A 16,826-nucleotide genomic window follows, 5' to 3' on the forward strand; every position below is an offset into this window, starting at 1 on the left:
CGGCAAGGAGTGTTCCATGGTGCTGGTCGGATACACGATGATGACCGAGCAGGCCGGTCCGCGTGAGCTCGTCGAGCATGTGGTGGGCGCCGAGCGCGCCGGCTTCGACTTCTCTGTCACTTCGGACCACTTCTTTCCGTGGCTGGACTCCCAGGGGCACGCCCCGTACGCATGGAGCGTGCTCGGCGCGGCTGCACAAGCCACGTCGCGGATCCCGTTGATGACGTACGTGACGTGCCCGACCGTGCGATACCACCCTGCAGTGGTCGCGCAGAAGGCCGCGACGATGCAGCTGCTCTCCCAGGGGCGGTTCCGACTCGGTCTCGGCTCCGGTGAGAACCTCAACGAGCACGTGGTGGGCGCGGGGTGGCCCGCCGCCCACGTTCGCTTGGAGATGCTGGAAGAGGCCGTAGAAATCATTCGTGCACTCTTCAGCGGCCGTGATGTGAGCCATCACGGCACACATTTCGACGTGGAGGACGCCAAGCTCTGGGACCTGCCCGACGAGCTGCCTGCGATCGGGATCGCGGTGTCGGGGGAACGGTCCTGCGAAATCGCTGGCCGGTTCGGCGATCTCGTCATTGCCACGGAGCCCAAGAGCGACCTGCTGGACGCTTTCGACCGGCACGGCGGTACGGGCAAGCCGCGGGTCGGCCAGCTGCCCGTCTGCTACGACACAGACCGGGATGCGGCGGTCGCACGGGCGCACGACCAGTTCCGCTGGTCGGTCGGCAGTTGGAAGGTCAACGCAGAGCTGCCCGGGCCGGCCGGGTTCGCCGGGGCCTCCCAGTTCGTGCGCCCGGACGACATCGCGGACTCCATCCCGTGCGGTGACTTCGTCGGCACCTTTGTCGAGGCAGTGCGTCCTTACACCGAGGCGGGCTTCACGGAGATCGCCCTGGTCCAGGTCGGAGGTGACCAACAGCAGCCCTTCCTCGATTGGGCGGAGAAGACCCTTCTGCCGGCACTGCGTGATCTCTAAGAGCCGGTCGCGACAGTGAAGTTCCTCCAGCCTCCGGGTTCCACGCGCCACAGGAAGACACAGTCATGCTGATATCCGCTCTGCGACGCGCAGCATCTGTCACCCGGCGCGGAGGTACTCGACGTGGGTACCGGTACCGGCGTGGTGGCGATCGCCGCCGCCCGCTATGGCGCTGCCCAGGTGATCGCCATCGACACGTCGGCCGCGGCGGTGTTCACAGCACGACTGAATGCACTGCTGTCCGGGTACGCGCGGGCCATCCGGGCCATCCGCGGTGACCTGACGGAGCCTGTGACCGGCTTGAGGTTCGACCTGGTGCTGGCGAACCCTCCGTACGTACCGTCCGCGAACGTACGCATGCCGCGTCGTGGTGCTGCTCGGGCCTGGGAGGCGGTGATCGACCGGCTCTGTGCCAAGGTCCCTGCTCTGCTGCGCCCCCGGGGGTGTGCTGCTTGCGGTCCACTCCGCGCTGAGCGGCCCAGCGATGACCGCAGTACGGCTGGCTGAAGCCGGACGAGTTCCACAAAGTCAGGATCGCTCACCACCTGGATTTCCGCATCGAGCAGTAACGCGTAGAACTCCGCCAGGGCTTCGGGCTCCGCGCAGGTTCAGAACCAGGACATTTATCTTTGTAACGGTCATGTTGTTTCGACGCTCGGAACACACGGGCGGCGACGGCCAGTGCTCGGCGGGGTTCCGTCGTCGCGATCCGTGCCGCATGCACGCTGAGTGACGGAAGTTGCCCGAAAATGACGACGAGCCAGGCATGCCGGACAATTCGGCGCCGTGGAAAATACGGTGTTCGAACCGAAAGAGACATTGTTCCAGTCGATAGGTTCGATATTGGCAGCGGTCAGTCTCGCCCCTTACTGGCCGGGCCGGGCCCCGGATGGGCCATGTCTTCGACGTGCCCATCAGGCGGAATATCGTGCTGCGCCTGGTCGGCATACAGTCCGAGCCGGATGACGACGTCCTGCCCGAGAGGTCTGCAGCCACCAGAGTGGAGCGGAGCTGACGCCTGTTTGGGAATCGGCTGCACATGGCAAACCGCTCACCATGCGGCTTTCAGCGGGCTACACGAAATTCGCGGTTCTCGCTCCGAGCAGCGGCACAGTGGAAGTGGCGGCCGCCCGCACGGACGACCTCTTTCTGAGGACCCTCGACGCGCTGGGACGCCTGGAGAAGCTTGATGTGGTGATCAGCCCCGTGCGGCGGTTGGTGCGTGGCGTGCCTCTGGGGCGCTACCGCGACGTGCTGCACGGTCTGCCGATCGGCCATCCCCTGCACCCTGCGCTGGTGCAGGTTCCGATGGGCGCGTGGCTTTCCGCCGCGGTGCTGGACATCGTGCCCGGCACCCGGCGGAGTGCCCGCATCTTGGTGGGTGTGGGAGTCCTGGGGGCCGCGCCGGCTGCGTTGGCCGGCTGGGTGGACTGGGCTGAGCAGCACGAGGACCAGATGCGTGCCGGCCTGGTGCACGCGGCGTCGATCGCCGCGGCCATCGGGCTCTACGCGGGATCTTGGGTGCATCGTGGCCGTGGCCGTACGGCATTGGGCAAGGCACTCGGCTTTGCGGGGCTGTGTACGGCTGGCACGGGTGCGATGCTCGGTGGCCACCTCGCTTATCGCCAGGCCGCAGGCGCCAACAAGGCGGCAGCGGTCCCGCATCTGTTGGAAGAGGGTTGGCATCCGGTTGGCAGAGTGGAGGACTTCCCCGTCGGCGAGGTCGTCCGGCGGGAATTGGGCGAGGTGCCTTTGCTGGTATTCCGTCAGCCGGGCGGCCGCATTCATGTCCTCGCGGAGCGGTGCAGCCACCTGTCGGGACCCCTGTCGGACGGGAAGATCGCCGACGGCTGCGTGGAATGCCCCTGGCACGGCAGTGTCTTCCGACTGTCGGACGGCGCGAACGTACGTGGGCCGGCCACCGCACCGCAGCCGTCCTTCCAAGTGAGCGTGGACAGCAACGGCACCGTCCACGTACAGCTGCCCGGCGTCGGCTGAACCACGCGATGATGTAACAGCGGCCCAGGGCGTTCCGAAGCTGCTGCTTGTTCATGGAGGAGCGGCCGTTGATGTTGCGGTTCTTCGCCTCCGCGTACAGCTAATCCTTCGTCAGCCATTGCGATCCGCTGTGGGAGCGTTCGCCACCACGTTGTGAGGCGGACTTCCTGTCTTGAGTGGAGACCTTGCTGGAGGTCTTCGACTCGCCGGAGCGCGCCCGCCCCTTGTTCACGGTGCGCGCAGGTTGCTGGGCCGGCGGGTTTCATCTGTCATGGCTGCCTCGCAGGGGTGCGGGGCTGGGCCACGGGGAGGGGCTCTGTTCCGAGTCAGCGCGATCTGCCGGTCCGGCAGCGGCTCTTGTGCCGCGGCCGGCGCCGCCGTCCGCTCTCACGGCGCTGCTCTCTTCAATGGTTCGGCTTCGGCGGGCGTGGCGAAGGAGTAGGGCGCCCAGGATCCGGTGACCTCGATGCGTACCCCTGGAAGCCCTTCGGCGGCCTGCATGACGTCGGTCCGTGCGCCAGCGGCCCAAGGTAGGCGTCGTTGACGATGTTCTCTCCTGGCTCGCGGGCGAGTTCGCCTTGCTGAGTCCGGTGCTGGACCCGGTCAACGGCCACGTCTCGGGCTGCGTCCTCGACACGCCGGGCTGCCTGTTCGGCGTCGCGGTAGGCGTCTTCGCGGGCGTGGCGCTGTGCTCTGCGGTGGCTGAGATAGGCACGCCCGGGGCTCAGGTCCGGATCTGCGGACGGCTCTGCCGGGCTTTCGGTGGCCGCGGGCGCTTCGACGTAGATCTTGACGCCCCATTCCACCTGTGCGGCCAGGTCGGACAGCCGCTCGGCGAAAGCCTCCCGGCGGGCATCGAGCATCTGCCTCACCCGCTCGTCGTCGAGGTACACGGTGGCCAGCCGGAGCGGCAGGACAGTGGTGCGCGCGGCAAGAGCCTCGATCACCCGGTGATGTGCGCGGGCAACCGACTCCAGCCAGTCCAGGTCCTCGAGGTGCGTGCGCAGCGCGGCCTCCTGGAAGTCCTGTGCGGGCACCGGACTAGCCGCGACCACCACGTCACCGCGGTGCCTTGTGTGCACCAGGTGCACCGGCGCGTCCGCCACTCCGGAGAGCCCGGCCAGCTCCTCTTCCAGAACTCCGTCGGCGTCCCGCGCCACGGCGTAGGCATAGGTGATGCCCTCGGTCATGACTCATCCCGCTTCTGCGGCTCGGCCCGTTTGGTGCGTGATGTACGTGCGGTGCGGCGGGCGGCAGGGTGGCTCTCCTCGTCCTCGGCTGGGGACAGCTCACCGCCCTCGCGCATGGCCTCGATCTCGGCGCGCAGCCGCTTGTTCTCCTGGGCGAGTGAGCGGTAGCCGTCGCTGGCGCGTGAGGACAGCGCGGGATCGTGCTCCCACCAGTCGATGCCCATCTCCTTCGCCTTGTCCACCGATGCGACCAGCAGGCGCAGCTTGATGGTGAGCAGTTCGATATCCAGCAGGTTGATCTGGATATCGCCCGCGATGACGATGCCCTTGTCCAGGACCCGCTCCAGGATGTCGGCGAGATTGGCCGAGGAGCCCTGACCGCCGTAGGGGCCGGCCCTGGACGGGAAGTCGCCCGTCCTTCTCGCGACGGGTTGGTTCACGGCGCTGCACCTCTATCCCGGGTGTCCCGGCGTTGCGACGGGAGCAAGTGGCGGTGCTCCGTCTCCGCGGCAGCTGCCGCGACCAGGTATCGGTGCCCTTACATTGGCCCCTGATCTCGTCCAGTCGAAGGTTTCCTCGTCGATGTCTCCCGTCAGCAGCGCCCCGCTCGAGGTCAGCGAGTTCCCTCTCGACGGTGCGGGCTCGTAGTGCCCGTTCTCCGCGATCTCGACGCCGCGCTCGATGACCCAGGCCACACCACGCACCGGCGCCATTGGCAGGGTGGCGATTTGGGTCAAGAGTCCCATGAGGAATCCTTAGACGAAGCTGTAGGCGGGCAGCGGACCGTGCAGCCTGACACTGAAGTCCTCACCGAGCTTCTTGGCGAGATCCTGTTCCGCGCTGAGGAAGCTCTTCTCGTTGTCCTGCTCCACCAGGAAGGACACGCTCAGGAAGTCGTTCCCAGTCGCCTGCAACGAGCGTTCCTCGCGCGCGAATCGGCGCAGGGGATCGAGGACTCCGGCGGCGAGCTGATCCTGCCGCGCCTGCACTTCCTGGGAGACCAGTTCCCCGAGGGCGAGCGGCAGTTCCGGGCTGCTGTTGCCGCTTCTGATCTCCTCGTTGAGCCCGCGTGCCTCGTCGGACTCCTGAAGGATCTGCCGCAGCAGCGCATTCTCGTCCTGGGCGGCCTTCAGGTGGTATTCGACGCAGCCCTCCAGCGCCCGCAACCGTTCGGTGAACTCTTCCGTACGGTCCTCCAGCACCGCTCGTACGGCGTTGTCGTCCGTGGTGGTGAAGCCGAACTGCAGCGGTAGAACCGTGCCGTCGGTCATCAGCCGCTCCTGGACGGCCTGGTGCGCGCCGAGGTCGCGGCGTTTGGGCCGTAGCTCCTCGGGGGCGTCGCTGACGACCGCGGACAGCTCTTTGGTATGCACTGTGCGCAGGGTCGAGGGCGGGTTCCCCACCCCGCCGAGGCCAGCCAGGCGCTGCGGATGAGTTGTCGCGACAATGGAGTAGACGTATACGGCCATGGCTTACTCCTTCCGGCGCCGGGCGGCAGGCCGACGCCTCGGCCGCTCCCGCCTCTCCTCGGGTTCCTCGATCTCTTCGTCGTCCTCATGTCTTCCCTTGAGGGCGTCGGTGACCACATCTGCGGCCCCGCTGAGGGCTCCCTTGGCCTTGCCTTGCTCTCCGCCTTCGGTCACCTCGCCGACCAGGTCGGTCAGCTCGGAGGGCGCCTTGCGGCCCTCCTCGAGGTCGAGGCGGTTACAGGCCTCCGCGAAGCGCAGGTAGGTGTCCACGCTCGCCACAACGATGCGGGCGTCGACCTTGAGGATCTCGATGCCCACCAGCGACACACGCACAAACGCGTCGATGACCAGGCCGCGGTCCAGAATCAGATCGAGGACGTCGTAGAGGTCGCCGGAACCTCCTCCGTCGCCCCTGGAAATGGTTCCTCCGCCTTGCGGCACCACAGTCATGGTGCCTCCTCTCAGCGGCTCACGCCTGGTGTCGGGCGTGCTCGCCGTTCGTCCTGCGAACGGCTGCGGTAGCAGCCCAGACCCTAGCTGCGCCGGTCCATCTGCCCTCGGGTGTAGCGATGGGTGCGCTCGTACGCCACCAATTCGCCCTCCTCGTCCAGCGTCACACGATGGGTCGCCATCACGCTGGTGGTCGTGGGGGCACGTTCCAGCTCCAACACTTCCACGTCCGCCTGCCAGCCGTCCTCCGTCGGTTTCACCGCCGAGACGACAGCTCCCTGGGGGCACTCGGTCAGGCCCCGAGACATATCTGCGGCCCGCTCGACCGCGTCGTCCACGGTGAAGCAATCCGACCTTTGGCGCCAGACACTGCAGACTCTGAATCAGATTGTCGGGCATGACCCTTCGAGTCACCCAAACGAGCCCGCTCGTTGTTCACCAGCGATTCCTTCGCCCGCTCGCGTTCGAGCTCGCCGGTAAGGTTGGTGGTCTGCGGCCCCGGAACGGGGTAGGCCCCCTGCCTGAAGTCGACGTCAGTCACGGCGTCGCCTCTGTTCTCGTTAATTCCTGGAGGGGGTTACGTCCTCTTCCTCTTCCTCTTCCTCTTCGGCTTCCTCGTCTTCGTCTTCGTAGTTCTCGTCCTCCTCTTCGTTCTCATCCTCCTCTTCGTCCTGGGGCTCGTCTTCGTCCTGGGGCTCGTAGTCCTCGTCCTCGGGCTCCTCGCCTTGTGCGTCCTCCTGCTCGGCGGCCTCTTCTTCTTCCATGGCGTCTTCGTGGGACACGACGACTTCACCGTCCCGGATTTCACCGCGCCAGCCCTCGGGCTCTTCCTGGGTGAGGGTGACGTATCGCTGAAAGTGCTTGAAGTCGAGTCGCATTCGGCGCCCTTGGGCGCGCCACAGGTTGCCCGTCTTCTCGAAGAATCCGGACGGGTAGTACTCCACGACCAGGACGATTCGAGTCAGGCTGGGTGCCAGCTCATGGAAGCTGACCGCACCACGGGTAGTTCCCTTGGCTCCCTCGGATGTCCAAACGATGCGGTCGTCGGGAATCTGTTCTTGGACAGTCGCTTTGAAGCCGCGCGAGGAAGGGCCGACTTTGACCTTCCAGTTGCTGGACATCTCATCGGTCTTCGAGACGTCGCGAACGCCCTTCGCGAAGCTGCTGAACCGGTCGTACAGCGTCCAGTGGTCGTACGCGACACGCAGGGGCACTCCCACATCGAGAGCCTCGATGATGTTCATGACCTTGCGGCCGCTCGACTTGCGTTTTCCCTTTCCGCCGCCGAACGCTTCCTTGGCCTTCCCCACGACTTTGTCCTTGACGCCCTTGACTTTCTCTGCGACGAATGCCTTCAGCGGGGATTCGCCCTGGAGAATGCGGGAGCCGATCGCGGGAAGCGATCCACTCTCGGCCACATCAGCGAGCTGCTCAGTGACATCGGTCAGTTTGTCTCCCGCCTTCTCGGCGAGCCTCTCCATCTGTGCGCTGAGGAAGTTGGACGCTTCTTCGCGAAGCCGGTCCGCACCCGACATTTGTGCCGTGGGCTGGTCTGTTTCCGTTCTGGTCATGACTGGCTACCTCCGACGCTCGGAGCGCTTGGACGCTGCTCGCTTCGACGAGGTCGTCTTTCGGGCGGCGGACTTCTTGGCGGGAGCAGTTTTCTTCGCAGCCGTCTTCTTTGGTGGGGCCGTCTTTTGGGCGGCGGACTTCTTGGCGGGAGCAGTTTTCTTCGCAGCCGTCTTCTTTGGCGGGGCCGCCTTCCGTGCGGCAGACTTCTTGGCCGTCCGAGGCTTCTCTCCGTGGGCGGGAGCGGCCTTCTTGCGTGCCGCGCCTCCTCTGGGCTGGGCTGATTGGCGAGAACTGCGGCGCCGCTTCGGCTGCCTCTCTTCCGGCTCTTCCTCTTCCGGCTGTTCCTCCTCTTCCTCCTCTTCCTCAGCCTGGCGCTCTTCGTACTCGGCCTCCGGCTCTTCCTCTTCCGGCTCTTCCTCTTCTTCCTCTTCCGGTTCTTCTTCCGGTTCTTCCTCTTCCTCTTCCTCTTCCGGTTCTTCCTCTTCCTCGTACTCCGCGCCTCCCTCTTCCGGCTCTTCCTCCTCCTCTTCCTGCCTCTCGCCGAGCCGGGCCGTACGCTCGCTGAGGGCATCGGCGAGCGAACCCATGCCGCGGTCGACGGCGGCCGTCACTGCCTTTCGGCCTGCGTCGAGGGCTTCCCCTTTCAGCTGCTCCTGCAGCTCGGCGAACTGGGGAATCTCTCCGAGCCTGCGCATCCCTTCGGCGGCAAGCTGTCGGGGTTCAAGGCCGAATCGTCTCCCTGCCAGATACGTCGCAATCGTCAGCGCCAGCCGGCCCTTCTTCGTCCGGCCCAGCACATAGCCGCCCACTACTGCGGCCGCGAGGGTCACCTTGGCTGTGTCATCCATGAGTGCGTCACCTTCGATCGCTCGGTGCGGGGCCGACTGTGCGGCATGCAGCCGGTCGAGCAGCTTTTCCTCTTCCCGGTTCGAACTCCTCCGTGCTGATATCTCCGTCTTCAAGCTCCCGGTTCAGTACAGCCACCTGGGCACGGAGCACTCCTGGGTCGTGCACCTCGTGCTCGGTAGCGACGCTGAGCTTCCGCCACCCAGATCACAGCGCGGACCGGTGCGACGGGGAGCGTGAGCAGTCCCGTGATCAGTGCCATGTCAGACTCCGGCGGCCGGCACGTGAGTGCCTGCAGCGGCGACGAAGTTGCAACAGGACAGCGGGCCCGCAAGACGCAGCTCGACGTGTTCGCCGTGCGCGCTTCCGAATCGCTCCGCCGCGCTTCGGAAGTCGTCGCTTTCGGCGCGGTTGACGAGGAACGACACGTTGACCACGCACCCCTGGGCGTCCGGTCCGGCGGCCACCGCACGGGCCATGGGTGTGAGCCCGCGCAGAACTCGGCGGCTGACTTCGGCTGCCCTGCTCTCAAGAGCAGTCGCCACTGCTTGGCCCAGCCGGAGGCTGGCTTCATAACCAGGACGCCGACGTGCTTCCTCCCGCAGCGTCCAGACCTTTTTGTCCTCCGCGAGGAGACTTGCAAGCGCGTTCTGTGCCGGGAGTGCCTTGACGTTGGCCTCGACCGCTTCGGAGAAATACTCCAGTGCAGCAGGCATGCCGCGTCTCGCCAACAGACCGTTGACCGCGCACAGTCTCCTCGTCCGGTGCGACCGTCCCGAACCGCATGGGCAGCCACCCCGTGTCCTGGGGCATTCCTCCGACGACTTCCGCAAGCCTCCGCAGCATGCCGCGGTGCCGGATCTGCGCAAAGACAGTCGAGAACTGTGTTGTGGAGACCCCCTCCCAGCCCGCGCAGCGGAGGCTCGTCGAGAATGACCAGGGTCTTGTCGCTCAACGGCCGGATGTCGAAGGCGATCCGTGCCGTAATCAACGGCCCTGCGTGCGATCGGAGTTCCGGCGTCCGCGGCACGTCGAGGCGACGCACCGTCGTGCGTCCGTGGAACTCCTTCGGCCCCACACGCGCCGTGTATTTGGTCGACGATCCGTCTTCCGGCCAACGCCTGTTGCCCGGGGCGGAGTCGAAGGTCCCCACCGCCCAGTCCGCGTTACGGCTCTCGTCCTCCAGAACCGCCCAGTGTACGGACGGTTCCCGAGCGATGAGCTGATGACGTACAGCCATGTGTGCTCCCACCGGGACGCTGAATTCCCGCACCCTGGTAGTGATCTGCGGGCTGGGCACCAATTACCCACATCGAGCACACGGCACCCGAACACACCGAGATCACAGCCGCCGCTGGATATCACATTGACCGCGTCACGGGGAGCCGGAACAAGCAGCCCTACCAGTAATGCCGCCGACCGCCCACCGCATGCCCGACGGCACCCAGGATCCAAAGGACGATGCCGATCGCGACAAGCACGACACCGATGGTCCACAGGATCGATATGCCGGCCACCAGACCGATGACTAGCAGAATGACGCCGAGGATGATCATGGCGTCCTCCGTTCTCCCGGGCCTTTTCAGTATGCGCCTCACACATACACACGGCGATGCAGACCAGACGAAAGCCCCACAGCCGCCAGAACTCGCACCATGTACGACGGGGTGGGCGAACAGTCCATGGACCGTTCACGGGCTACAGCTCTCCGCTACCTCAGTCCTCGGCGCGTGTGTCAAAGGAACTGGAGGGATGGGGGATGCGATTGGGGGGGCGTCACCTGGATGACGAAGGTTACGCCGGTCCTTTTAACGTGGACGCGCTGGTGACGGACGACGGGGAGCTGTTCGCAAGCGAGAGCAACGTTCGCCGGACAGCCACGGTGGTTCGGACTCGAAGAGGCCCTGAACCGTCTGGAAACACACTCGCCTTCGGCCCGGCGCGAGGTGAGGGAGTCGTTCTCTACGAGGACGTGCCGCCGAACGGCCACACTTGGCGCTACGGAACGATAACTGCTTAGGTTGCCAGCGTACAGGAGCAGGAAGGCCGCCTGGCTGAGGCATTGGGGGTTCGAGCTGGATGTTCAGGTGAAATGACCCAAGAGCGGCTTGAAAAGACTCCCTTCCCGTCTCTCCTCTCACCACGCTGGGTTCATCGAGGGGCGCTCCCGGTTTCACCGATCGTGCAGCGTACGAACTCATCGGCCGTCTGCGGCCTGTGCGTGGTTTCTTGAGAGCAGGGCTGGCGCCGCATTCAGGCGGCCCCGTGGGGAGCGGAGCGGCGGTGATTGCCAGGCAGGGACGTTACGCGCCCGCGCCGAGGATGAAGACGTAGAGCATCGGGGTGGTCACGACCGCCGTACGGTTGGCCAGGGGACTCGCAACGGACATGGCACCTCCATGCAGCGGAACAGGCCGGTGTCCGGTACCCAGGATGCCCCGGGCCGCGGCGGGCGGCGCTCCGGCGATCAACCCGGCTGCGCCGGGTTGATCGCCGTCCCCGCGCGGGAGTGTGGCCCCGGGCCTAGCGTGGGAACACGCAGCGAGGGACGCGACACTTCGAACGGCGGAGGAGCGCATGGCCGTACGGCACCGGTTGATCAGGAAGCCCCCCGAGGACGTCTGGGGGGTCCTGTCCGACGCCGAACAGTACGGGGACTGGGTAGTCGGCACCTCACAGGTCGAGCTGGACGAAGGACGGTGGCCCGAGCTGGGGGCTGCCCTCCGCTACGAGATCAAGATCGGGCCGCTGACCCTGCACAACCGGACCGTCGTGCGCCGCAGCGAGCCGACCGCCGTCCTCGAACTGGAGGCGGACAGCGGGCCGCTGGGGACCGCGAGGATCGCGATGGAACTGCGGCCCTGGGGCGAGCACACGCTGCTTATCTTCGACGAGCACCCGTTGCGCGGTGCAGGGGGCTCCCTGCACAACGGGCTCCTGGACGCGGCGCAGCAAATGCGGCACCGCGCGATGCTCGGCCGTCTCGCCCGGCTGTGCGAGGGGGCCGAAAGCCCGGCCCGCACCACCCTTGAGCAACCGCGACCGCGCAAAGCCTGAACCGGCACCGAGACCTGGAGACAGCCGCGCCACCAGGCGCGGCGGCACCCACCGAGCCGGGAGCAAGTCATGCCGGACGCCGTAGTGATCGGGGCGGGCCCCAATGGGCTGGTCGCAGCGAACCTCCTGGCCGACGCGGGCTGGAGCGTGGAGGTCCTGGAGGCCCAGGACGAGCCCGGAGGAGCGGTCCGGCACGATCGGGGCGTCGACCCCGAGTTCGCCAGTGACCTTTTCAGTGCTTTCTATCCTCTGGCCGCGGCCTCCCCGGTGCTGGCCGGCCTGAATCTGGAGCGTGAGGGGCTGACCTGGAGCCACGCCCCGAAGGTACTCGCCCACCCCTTGCGAGACGGTCGCTGTGCGGTCCTCAGCCGTGACCCGGAGGAGACGGCCGCAAGCCTGGAGGCGTTCGCCGCTGGAGACGGGGCCGCGTGGAAGGAACTGCGAGAGGTCTGGGAGACGCTGCGGCCCGACCTCCTGGACGCCCTGTTCACGCCGTTCCCCCCGGTCCGCGCCGGGGCCCGGCTGGCCCTGCGACTGGGTGCGGCGGGCGGCCTGCGCCTGGCCCGAACGATGGTGCTGCCGGTGCGGCGTCTGGGCGAAGAGGAGTTCCGCGGCGAGGGCGGCAGGCTCCTGCTCGCGGGCAACGCCCTGCACGCGGACCTCGCACCGGAGGCGGCGGGCAGCGGCGGGTTCGGGTGGCTCATGTCCATGCTCGGTCAGACCTACGGCTTCCCCGTTCCCACCGGCGGCGCCGGGACTCTCACCGCCGCTCTCGTCCGCCGCCTGGCGCGGCGCGGCGGGAAAATCCGCTGCGGGGAACAGGTAACCGAGGTCGTCGTCCGCGGCGGACGGGCCGTCGGCGTCCGCACCACAGGCGGCGAGGCGGTAGCAGCTCGCAGGGCAGTCCTGGCCGATGTGTCCGCGCCCGCTCTCTACGGTTCCCTGGTGGCCGAACGGCATCTCCCCCCACGGCTGCTCGCCGACCTGAAGCGCTTCCAGTGGGACTTCGCCACGTTCAAAGTCGACTGGGCACTGAACGGCCAGGTGCCATGGACCTGCTCGGAGGCCGCGCAGGCGGGAACCATCCACCTCGCAGAGGGCGTGGACGGCCTCACCCGCTTCGCCGCGCAGATCGCCATGGGCCGCGTCCCCGACGAGCCCTTCGCTCTTTTCGGCCAGATGACCACCGCCGACCCCAGCCGCTCGCCCCAGGGCACCGAGTCCGCCTGGGCCTACACGCACGTACCGCACCGGGTGAGGGGTGACGCCGGCGACGACGGGCTGACCGGCTCCTGGGACGCCCGGGAGCAGGAGGCGATGGCGGACCGTGTCGAGGCACAGGTCGAGCGCTATGCCCCCGGTTTCCGCGGCCTCATCAGAGCCCGGCGCATCCTCGCCCCGCCAACGCTGGAGAGCATGGACGCCAACCTCCACGGAGGAGCCATCAACGGTGGCACCACGGCCGTGTACCAGCAGCTGGTCTTCCGCCCCACGCCCGGCACCGGACGCCCGGAGACACCCGTCCGGGGGCTCTACCTCGCTTCGGCCTCCGCACACCCGGGCGGGGGAGTTCATGGCGCCCCAGGAGCCAACGCCGCCCGGGCCGCCCTGCGCCGGCAGCGCACCGGCGCCCTGTCCCACCTCCAGAGCCGGCTGACCCACCGCGACCGCAAAGGGCAGCACTGATGACCCGTCCCGCGTCAACCGGGCGCTCGTCCCGTCTGCGGCCAGGTCGCGGGGGCAGGTAGCAGCGGTGAATACCTCCTCCGCAGTGGCGCCCGGAAGCCCCCAGGGCGAGGCTCAAGTCATCCTCCACCCCGGCGCTCAGAACCCACGCACCGCCGGCCTTTCGCCCCGACAAAGCCCGGGCGCCTGCATCGAAGTCATCAGCCCGTACCCAACTGGTCCGAGCACCGTTCGTGGCTGGCAGTGCGGGCATCAGACGGTGCGGCGTCCGGCGGCACGACCCGGAGCACAAGGGCCGGCCGCAGTGGGGCACAGCGGCTGGCTGTCGTCCCTGCGTCCCGTGAGTCGCCGCAGGTCGCCGCCATAGAGCAGTATCCCCGCGCAGCCCACGAGGACGTCCTCGCACTCGCTGACCGCCTCGCCGCGCCTATGGTGCTCACCTTCAAGACGGAGGAGGGCTTCGAGGGAGACAACAACCCCTTCCAAGTCGGCCAGACCAGGCTGATCGGTAATCCGGCTGCAGCTTCCGCCATGCAGGAAGCCGACACCTTTTGCTGCTGGGTACGGACTTTCCCTACCGGGAGTGGTATCCGGACGGCCGGACTGTCATCCAGGTGGACACCGAAGCCACCCACATCGGACGCCGCGTCCCGGTCAAGGCAGGGCTCGTCGGCGACGTGGGTGCCACGATCCGCGACCTGCTCCGGTGCCTGGGATCCGGGGAAGGGCGCGACCGCAAGCATCTTGACCACACCCGCAGACGATTCGAAAGCTCGCCGCCCCGAAGCACGACAAGGGTGCGGTCGGACGGATCCGCTCGGCGCTCGACAATCCCGAACATGGAATACGGCCCGAGGCGCTGGCCGCAACAGGCAGGGCCCCGGGGAGAGTCCTGTTCGCCCGGCTTGATCACGTGTCGGTGTGGCCGGTCCAGTTCAGGATCAGAGTTCAGCTGGCGGCAGGCCGAGGTGGTCGTGCCATGCCTTGCGTCCGGCGGGTGTCACGAGGAGGGCGCGGGTGGTGCCGATGCGCGTCATCCATCCGGTGGTGAGTGCGTGGGCGCACAGGGCGGCGCCCACGGCGCCGGCCAGGTGGGGACGGCGCTCGGTCCAGTCGAGGCATGAGCGCACCGGTGGTCGGCGTGAGCCAGCAGGCACCGTGATACCGGTCTCGGCCAGCCAGAGGGCGCCCTTGCCGGTCAGGCCCGGTTCGGGTCCCCACTCCAGCAGTCCGCGCTCGACCATCGCGTCGGTGATCGCCAGCGCAACGGTTCCGGCCAGGTGGTCGTAGCACAGCCGGGCGCGGGCCAATGCCTGCTGCCGGCCGGAGGCCGCCAGTGAACGTGGGCGGTCGCTGTGCTGCGGGGCCAGCGCGGCGAGGCTCTCGATCAGCTCGACCACTCTCCGGTCGGTCATCCGTACGTAGCGGTGGCGTCCGTGCCGCTCCTCGACGAGGAGTCCGCCGTTCACGAGCAGGTTCAGGTGTGAGGTCGCGGTGGACGGTGCGATGCTGGCGTAACGCGCGAGCTCGTTCGCCGTCCACGCCCGGCCGTCGAGCAGCGCGAGGCAGAAGGCGGCCCGGGTGCCGTCGGCCAGCAGTTTGGCCACGCCCGCCAGGTCCACACCCACATCCCGGCCTGCGCACTGAATGTCCACGGTGCCCATTGTCGCCGACGTCCCTTCGACGTCCGTCGAAGCGTCCCCGTCCTAGCGTCGGCCCGTGCGCAGGGCTCACCGGCCCCGCATCCGATCGCGAGGCCGTGCCGCCTCCGCTCACGTACTGGAGCAACCATGACCGCGTCCGACACGGCCGTCGCCGCCTCCCGCCATCCCGGACCCCGGAGGCACCTCGTGCTCACCGACGCCCCCGGCCCGGCGGACGTCGCGGCAATCTCCGACGCGCTGGACCGCTTCAACATCGAGCACACGGGAATCGCCGACCACAGACCTCTGGCCGTCCTGGTCCGTGATCCCGCAATGCGCCAGGTAGTCGGCGGACTGACCGGGCGTACCTCGCTCGGGCTGTTCTTCCTCGACCTCTTCTACCTGCCGCCCCGGCTGCGTGGCGGCGGGCTGGGAACAGAGATCCTTCAGCAGGCCGAAGACGAGGCCCGTGCCCGCGGCTGCCGCACGGCCGTGCTCTACACGATCACCTTCCAGGCCCCCGGCTTCTACCAGAAACAAGGGTGGAAGCGTCTGGGAGAGGTGCCCTGCGACCCGCCGGGCACCAGCCGCGTCTTCATGACCAAAGAACTCACCGCACCGAGCGGCGAACCAGTTCGGTCCCGGTAAGGTCGCCGTGCTCGTTGCACCATCATCCTTCCCGTCCGCTCCGCTCCTGCCCCGGACCGCGTCTGGGGTGTCACGGTCCGAGGCGTTGGTGCCGTCCGGGCTGCTCGATGCACTGGCCCGGGTGCCCGATCCGCGTAATCCGCGCGGGGTGCGGTTCCGGCTGGCGAGGTCGGGGGGTGTGCTCTCACCAGCGTCGGCCACAACTCCCTGACCGCTATCGCCGAGTGGGTACGCCGCTGTGACCAGGATGTCCTGGCCCGGCTGGGCTGTCCCTTCGATCCCTTCACCGGACGGTTCAGGGCGCCGGGCGAGCGCACGCTGCGCGATGTGTTCGCCCGGGTCGACCCCGCGGTACTCACGGCTGCCGGTTTCGCCAGGCTCACCGCACTCCAGCCCCGCGCGGTGAGCCCGACCGGCCCGGACGGGACCGTCGAGCGCGAACAGCGCCGCGCCCACCGCACCGCCCGGCGCGAGAGGGACCGGCCGCGACCGCGTCGTGCGGCCTTCGCCGTGGACGGCAAATGCCTGCGCGGAGCGGTCCGCGCGGACGGCAGTCGCGTCTTCTTGACCGCCGTGCGCCACCACGATGCGTTGACCGCTGCATTGCGCGAGATCGTCGCGAAGACCAACGAGATACCCTAGTTCGCCCCGCTGCTGGACACCATCGATGATCAGGACCTGACCGGCTCCGTCGTCACCGTCGACGCCCTGCACGCCCAGACGAGCCACGCCCGCTACCTTGTCGAGGACCGAAAGGCCCACTACCTGCTGTCGGTGAAGAACAACCAGCCCACCCCGGCACACCAGTTGACGAATCTACCCTGGAAGCAGGCACCGGTCCTCAACCGCTCCCGCGACCGCGGACACGGCCGTGACGAGGTCCGCGAGGTGAAGGTGGTGAGCGTGGACGGTCTACTGTTCCCCCACGCCCGCCAGGTTGTCCGCATCCACCGCAAACGCCGCCGAATCAACACATCGAAATGGCAGACCGAGACCGTCTACGCCGTCACCGACCTCGCTGCCCACCAGGCATCTCCCGCTGAGATCGCCGCCTGGGCACGCGGCCACTGGATCATCGAGAACGCCGTCCACTGGACCAAAGACGTAACCTTCACCGAAGACACCAGCCAGATCCGCCGCCACCGCACCCCCGCCGTCATGAGCGCCCTGCGCGACCTCGCTCGCGCCACCCTCCACCGCTCCGGATGGGCCAACATCGCTAGCGGCCGACGAGCCCACACCCACCCCGCAACCACCCTCACCCTCCACGGGATTCCATGATCAA

The 16,826-nt window shown here is 67.6% G+C and carries 17 protein-coding genes and 5 pseudogenes; 8 read left to right on the plus strand and 14 right to left on the minus strand.

The window, feature by feature from the left end:
- Positions 1-16: 16 nt before the first annotated feature.
- A complete protein-coding gene (locus ACNPQM_RS27665) occupies positions 17-982 on the plus strand; it encodes an LLM class F420-dependent oxidoreductase (protein ID WP_358863357.1) in 966 nt (321 codons plus the stop codon).
- A 123-nt stretch (positions 983-1,105) separates the two neighbouring features.
- Positions 1,106-1,489 (plus strand): 50S ribosomal protein L11 methyltransferase, encoded by a 384-nt coding sequence (locus tag ACNPQM_RS27670; RefSeq protein ID WP_358863356.1) that lies wholly within the window; start codon positions 1,106-1,108, stop codon positions 1,487-1,489.
- A 5-nt stretch (positions 1,490-1,494) separates the two neighbouring features.
- Here ACNPQM_RS27670 and ACNPQM_RS27675 read toward each other — a convergent pair.
- Positions 1,495-1,624: pseudogene (locus ACNPQM_RS27675) on the minus strand (VOC family protein); the annotation flags it as partial.
- A gap of 477 nt (positions 1,625-2,101) precedes the next feature.
- On the opposite strand from ACNPQM_RS27675, the gene ACNPQM_RS27680 reads away from it, so the two are divergent.
- Positions 2,102-2,980 carry a Rieske 2Fe-2S domain-containing protein gene (locus ACNPQM_RS27680; RefSeq protein ID WP_418086113.1) on the plus strand — a complete coding sequence of 293 codons (879 nt, stop codon included), beginning with the start codon at positions 2,102-2,104 and terminating at the stop codon, positions 2,978-2,980.
- 19 nt (positions 2,981-2,999) lie between these two features.
- Here ACNPQM_RS27680 and ACNPQM_RS27685 read toward each other — a convergent pair.
- From ACNPQM_RS27685 to ACNPQM_RS27740, 12 genes and pseudogenes are all read right to left on the minus strand, one after another.
- Positions 3,000-3,221, minus strand: a pseudogene (locus ACNPQM_RS27685) (plasmid stabilization protein); the annotation flags it as partial.
- Positions 3,222-3,384: 163 nt separating this feature from the next.
- Positions 3,385-4,170: a GvpL/GvpF family gas vesicle protein gene (locus tag ACNPQM_RS27690; RefSeq protein ID WP_418086114.1), complete on the minus strand. Its 786-nt coding sequence runs from the start codon at positions 4,168-4,170 to the stop codon at positions 3,385-3,387.
- A complete protein-coding gene (locus ACNPQM_RS27695; protein WP_358862133.1) occupies positions 4,167-4,610 on the minus strand; it encodes a gas vesicle protein in 444 nt (147 codons plus the stop codon). The genes ACNPQM_RS27690 and ACNPQM_RS27695 overlap by 4 nt, the downstream gene beginning before the upstream one ends.
- Positions 4,611-4,622: 12 nt before the next feature.
- Positions 4,623-4,916 (minus strand): gas vesicle protein GvpG, encoded by a 294-nt coding sequence (locus tag ACNPQM_RS27700; RefSeq protein ID WP_418086115.1) that lies wholly within the window; start codon positions 4,914-4,916, stop codon positions 4,623-4,625.
- 9 nt (positions 4,917-4,925) lie between these two features.
- Positions 4,926-5,639: a GvpL/GvpF family gas vesicle protein gene (locus ACNPQM_RS27705; protein ID WP_358862132.1), complete on the minus strand. Its 714-nt coding sequence runs from the start codon at positions 5,637-5,639 to the stop codon at positions 4,926-4,928.
- A gap of 3 nt (positions 5,640-5,642) precedes the next feature.
- On the minus strand, positions 5,643-6,089 hold the full coding sequence (gene gvpJ / locus ACNPQM_RS27710; RefSeq protein ID WP_358862131.1) for a gas vesicle protein GvpJ: 447 nt from the start codon (positions 6,087-6,089) through the stop codon (positions 5,643-5,645).
- Between the two features lie 83 nt (positions 6,090-6,172).
- Positions 6,173-6,436, minus strand: a pseudogene (locus tag ACNPQM_RS27715) (gas vesicle protein); the annotation flags it as partial.
- 213 nt (positions 6,437-6,649) lie between these two features.
- The gene (locus tag ACNPQM_RS27720; protein WP_418086116.1) at positions 6,650-7,660 is read right to left on the minus strand and encodes an SRPBCC family protein; all 1,011 of its coding nucleotides are present in this window, start codon (positions 7,658-7,660) and stop codon (positions 6,650-6,652) included.
- Between the two features lie 6 nt (positions 7,661-7,666).
- Entirely contained in the window at positions 7,667-8,509 is an 843-nt protein-coding gene (locus tag ACNPQM_RS27725; protein ID WP_418086117.1) for a histone protein, read from the minus strand.
- 7 nt (positions 8,510-8,516) lie between these two features.
- Positions 8,517-8,675, minus strand: coding sequence for a hypothetical protein (locus ACNPQM_RS27730; RefSeq protein WP_418086118.1), 159 nt, complete (start codon positions 8,673-8,675; stop codon positions 8,517-8,519).
- Between the two features lie 95 nt (positions 8,676-8,770).
- Positions 8,771-9,223, minus strand: a complete 453-nt coding sequence (locus tag ACNPQM_RS27735; protein ID WP_358862127.1) for a GvpL/GvpF family gas vesicle protein — start codon at positions 9,221-9,223, stop codon at positions 8,771-8,773.
- 684 nt (positions 9,224-9,907) lie between these two features.
- Positions 9,908-10,063, minus strand: a complete 156-nt coding sequence (locus tag ACNPQM_RS27740) for a DUF6131 family protein (protein ID WP_345512025.1) — start codon at positions 10,061-10,063, stop codon at positions 9,908-9,910.
- Positions 10,064-11,084: 1,021 nt separating this feature from the next.
- Between ACNPQM_RS27740 and ACNPQM_RS27745 the strand changes: the two genes are divergently transcribed.
- From ACNPQM_RS27745 to ACNPQM_RS27755, 3 genes and pseudogenes are all read left to right on the plus strand, one after another.
- Positions 11,085-11,564: an SRPBCC family protein gene (locus ACNPQM_RS27745; protein WP_358862126.1), complete on the plus strand. Its 480-nt coding sequence runs from the start codon at positions 11,085-11,087 to the stop codon at positions 11,562-11,564.
- Positions 11,565-11,633: 69 nt separating this feature from the next.
- The gene (locus tag ACNPQM_RS27750; protein WP_418086119.1) at positions 11,634-13,250 is read left to right on the plus strand and encodes a phytoene desaturase family protein; all 1,617 of its coding nucleotides are present in this window, start codon (positions 11,634-11,636) and stop codon (positions 13,248-13,250) included.
- Positions 13,251-13,628: 378 nt separating this feature from the next.
- Positions 13,629-14,118 (plus strand): annotated as a pseudogene (locus ACNPQM_RS27755) (pyruvate oxidase); the annotation flags it as partial.
- Positions 14,119-14,191: 73 nt separating this feature from the next.
- Here the strand turns inward: ACNPQM_RS27755 and ACNPQM_RS27760 are convergent.
- Positions 14,192-14,914: an ArsR/SmtB family transcription factor gene (locus ACNPQM_RS27760; protein ID WP_418086120.1), complete on the minus strand. Its 723-nt coding sequence runs from the start codon at positions 14,912-14,914 to the stop codon at positions 14,192-14,194.
- Positions 14,915-15,040: 126 nt separating this feature from the next.
- Here ACNPQM_RS27760 and ACNPQM_RS27765 point away from each other — a divergent pair, with 126 nt between their 5' ends.
- Together ACNPQM_RS27765 and ACNPQM_RS27770 are read left to right on the plus strand one after the other, a co-directional pair.
- Positions 15,041-15,541 carry a GNAT family N-acetyltransferase gene (locus ACNPQM_RS27765; RefSeq protein WP_358862123.1) on the plus strand — a complete coding sequence of 167 codons (501 nt, stop codon included), beginning with the start codon at positions 15,041-15,043 and terminating at the stop codon, positions 15,539-15,541.
- 7 nt (positions 15,542-15,548) lie between these two features.
- Positions 15,549-16,822, plus strand: a pseudogene (locus ACNPQM_RS27770) (ISAs1 family transposase).
- The last annotated feature ends 4 nt before the right edge of the window (positions 16,823-16,826 follow it).

Source organism: Streptomyces sp. NPDC056231 (genome assembly GCF_048270745.1).
Classification (GTDB): domain Bacteria; phylum Actinomycetota; class Actinomycetes; order Streptomycetales; family Streptomycetaceae; genus Streptomyces.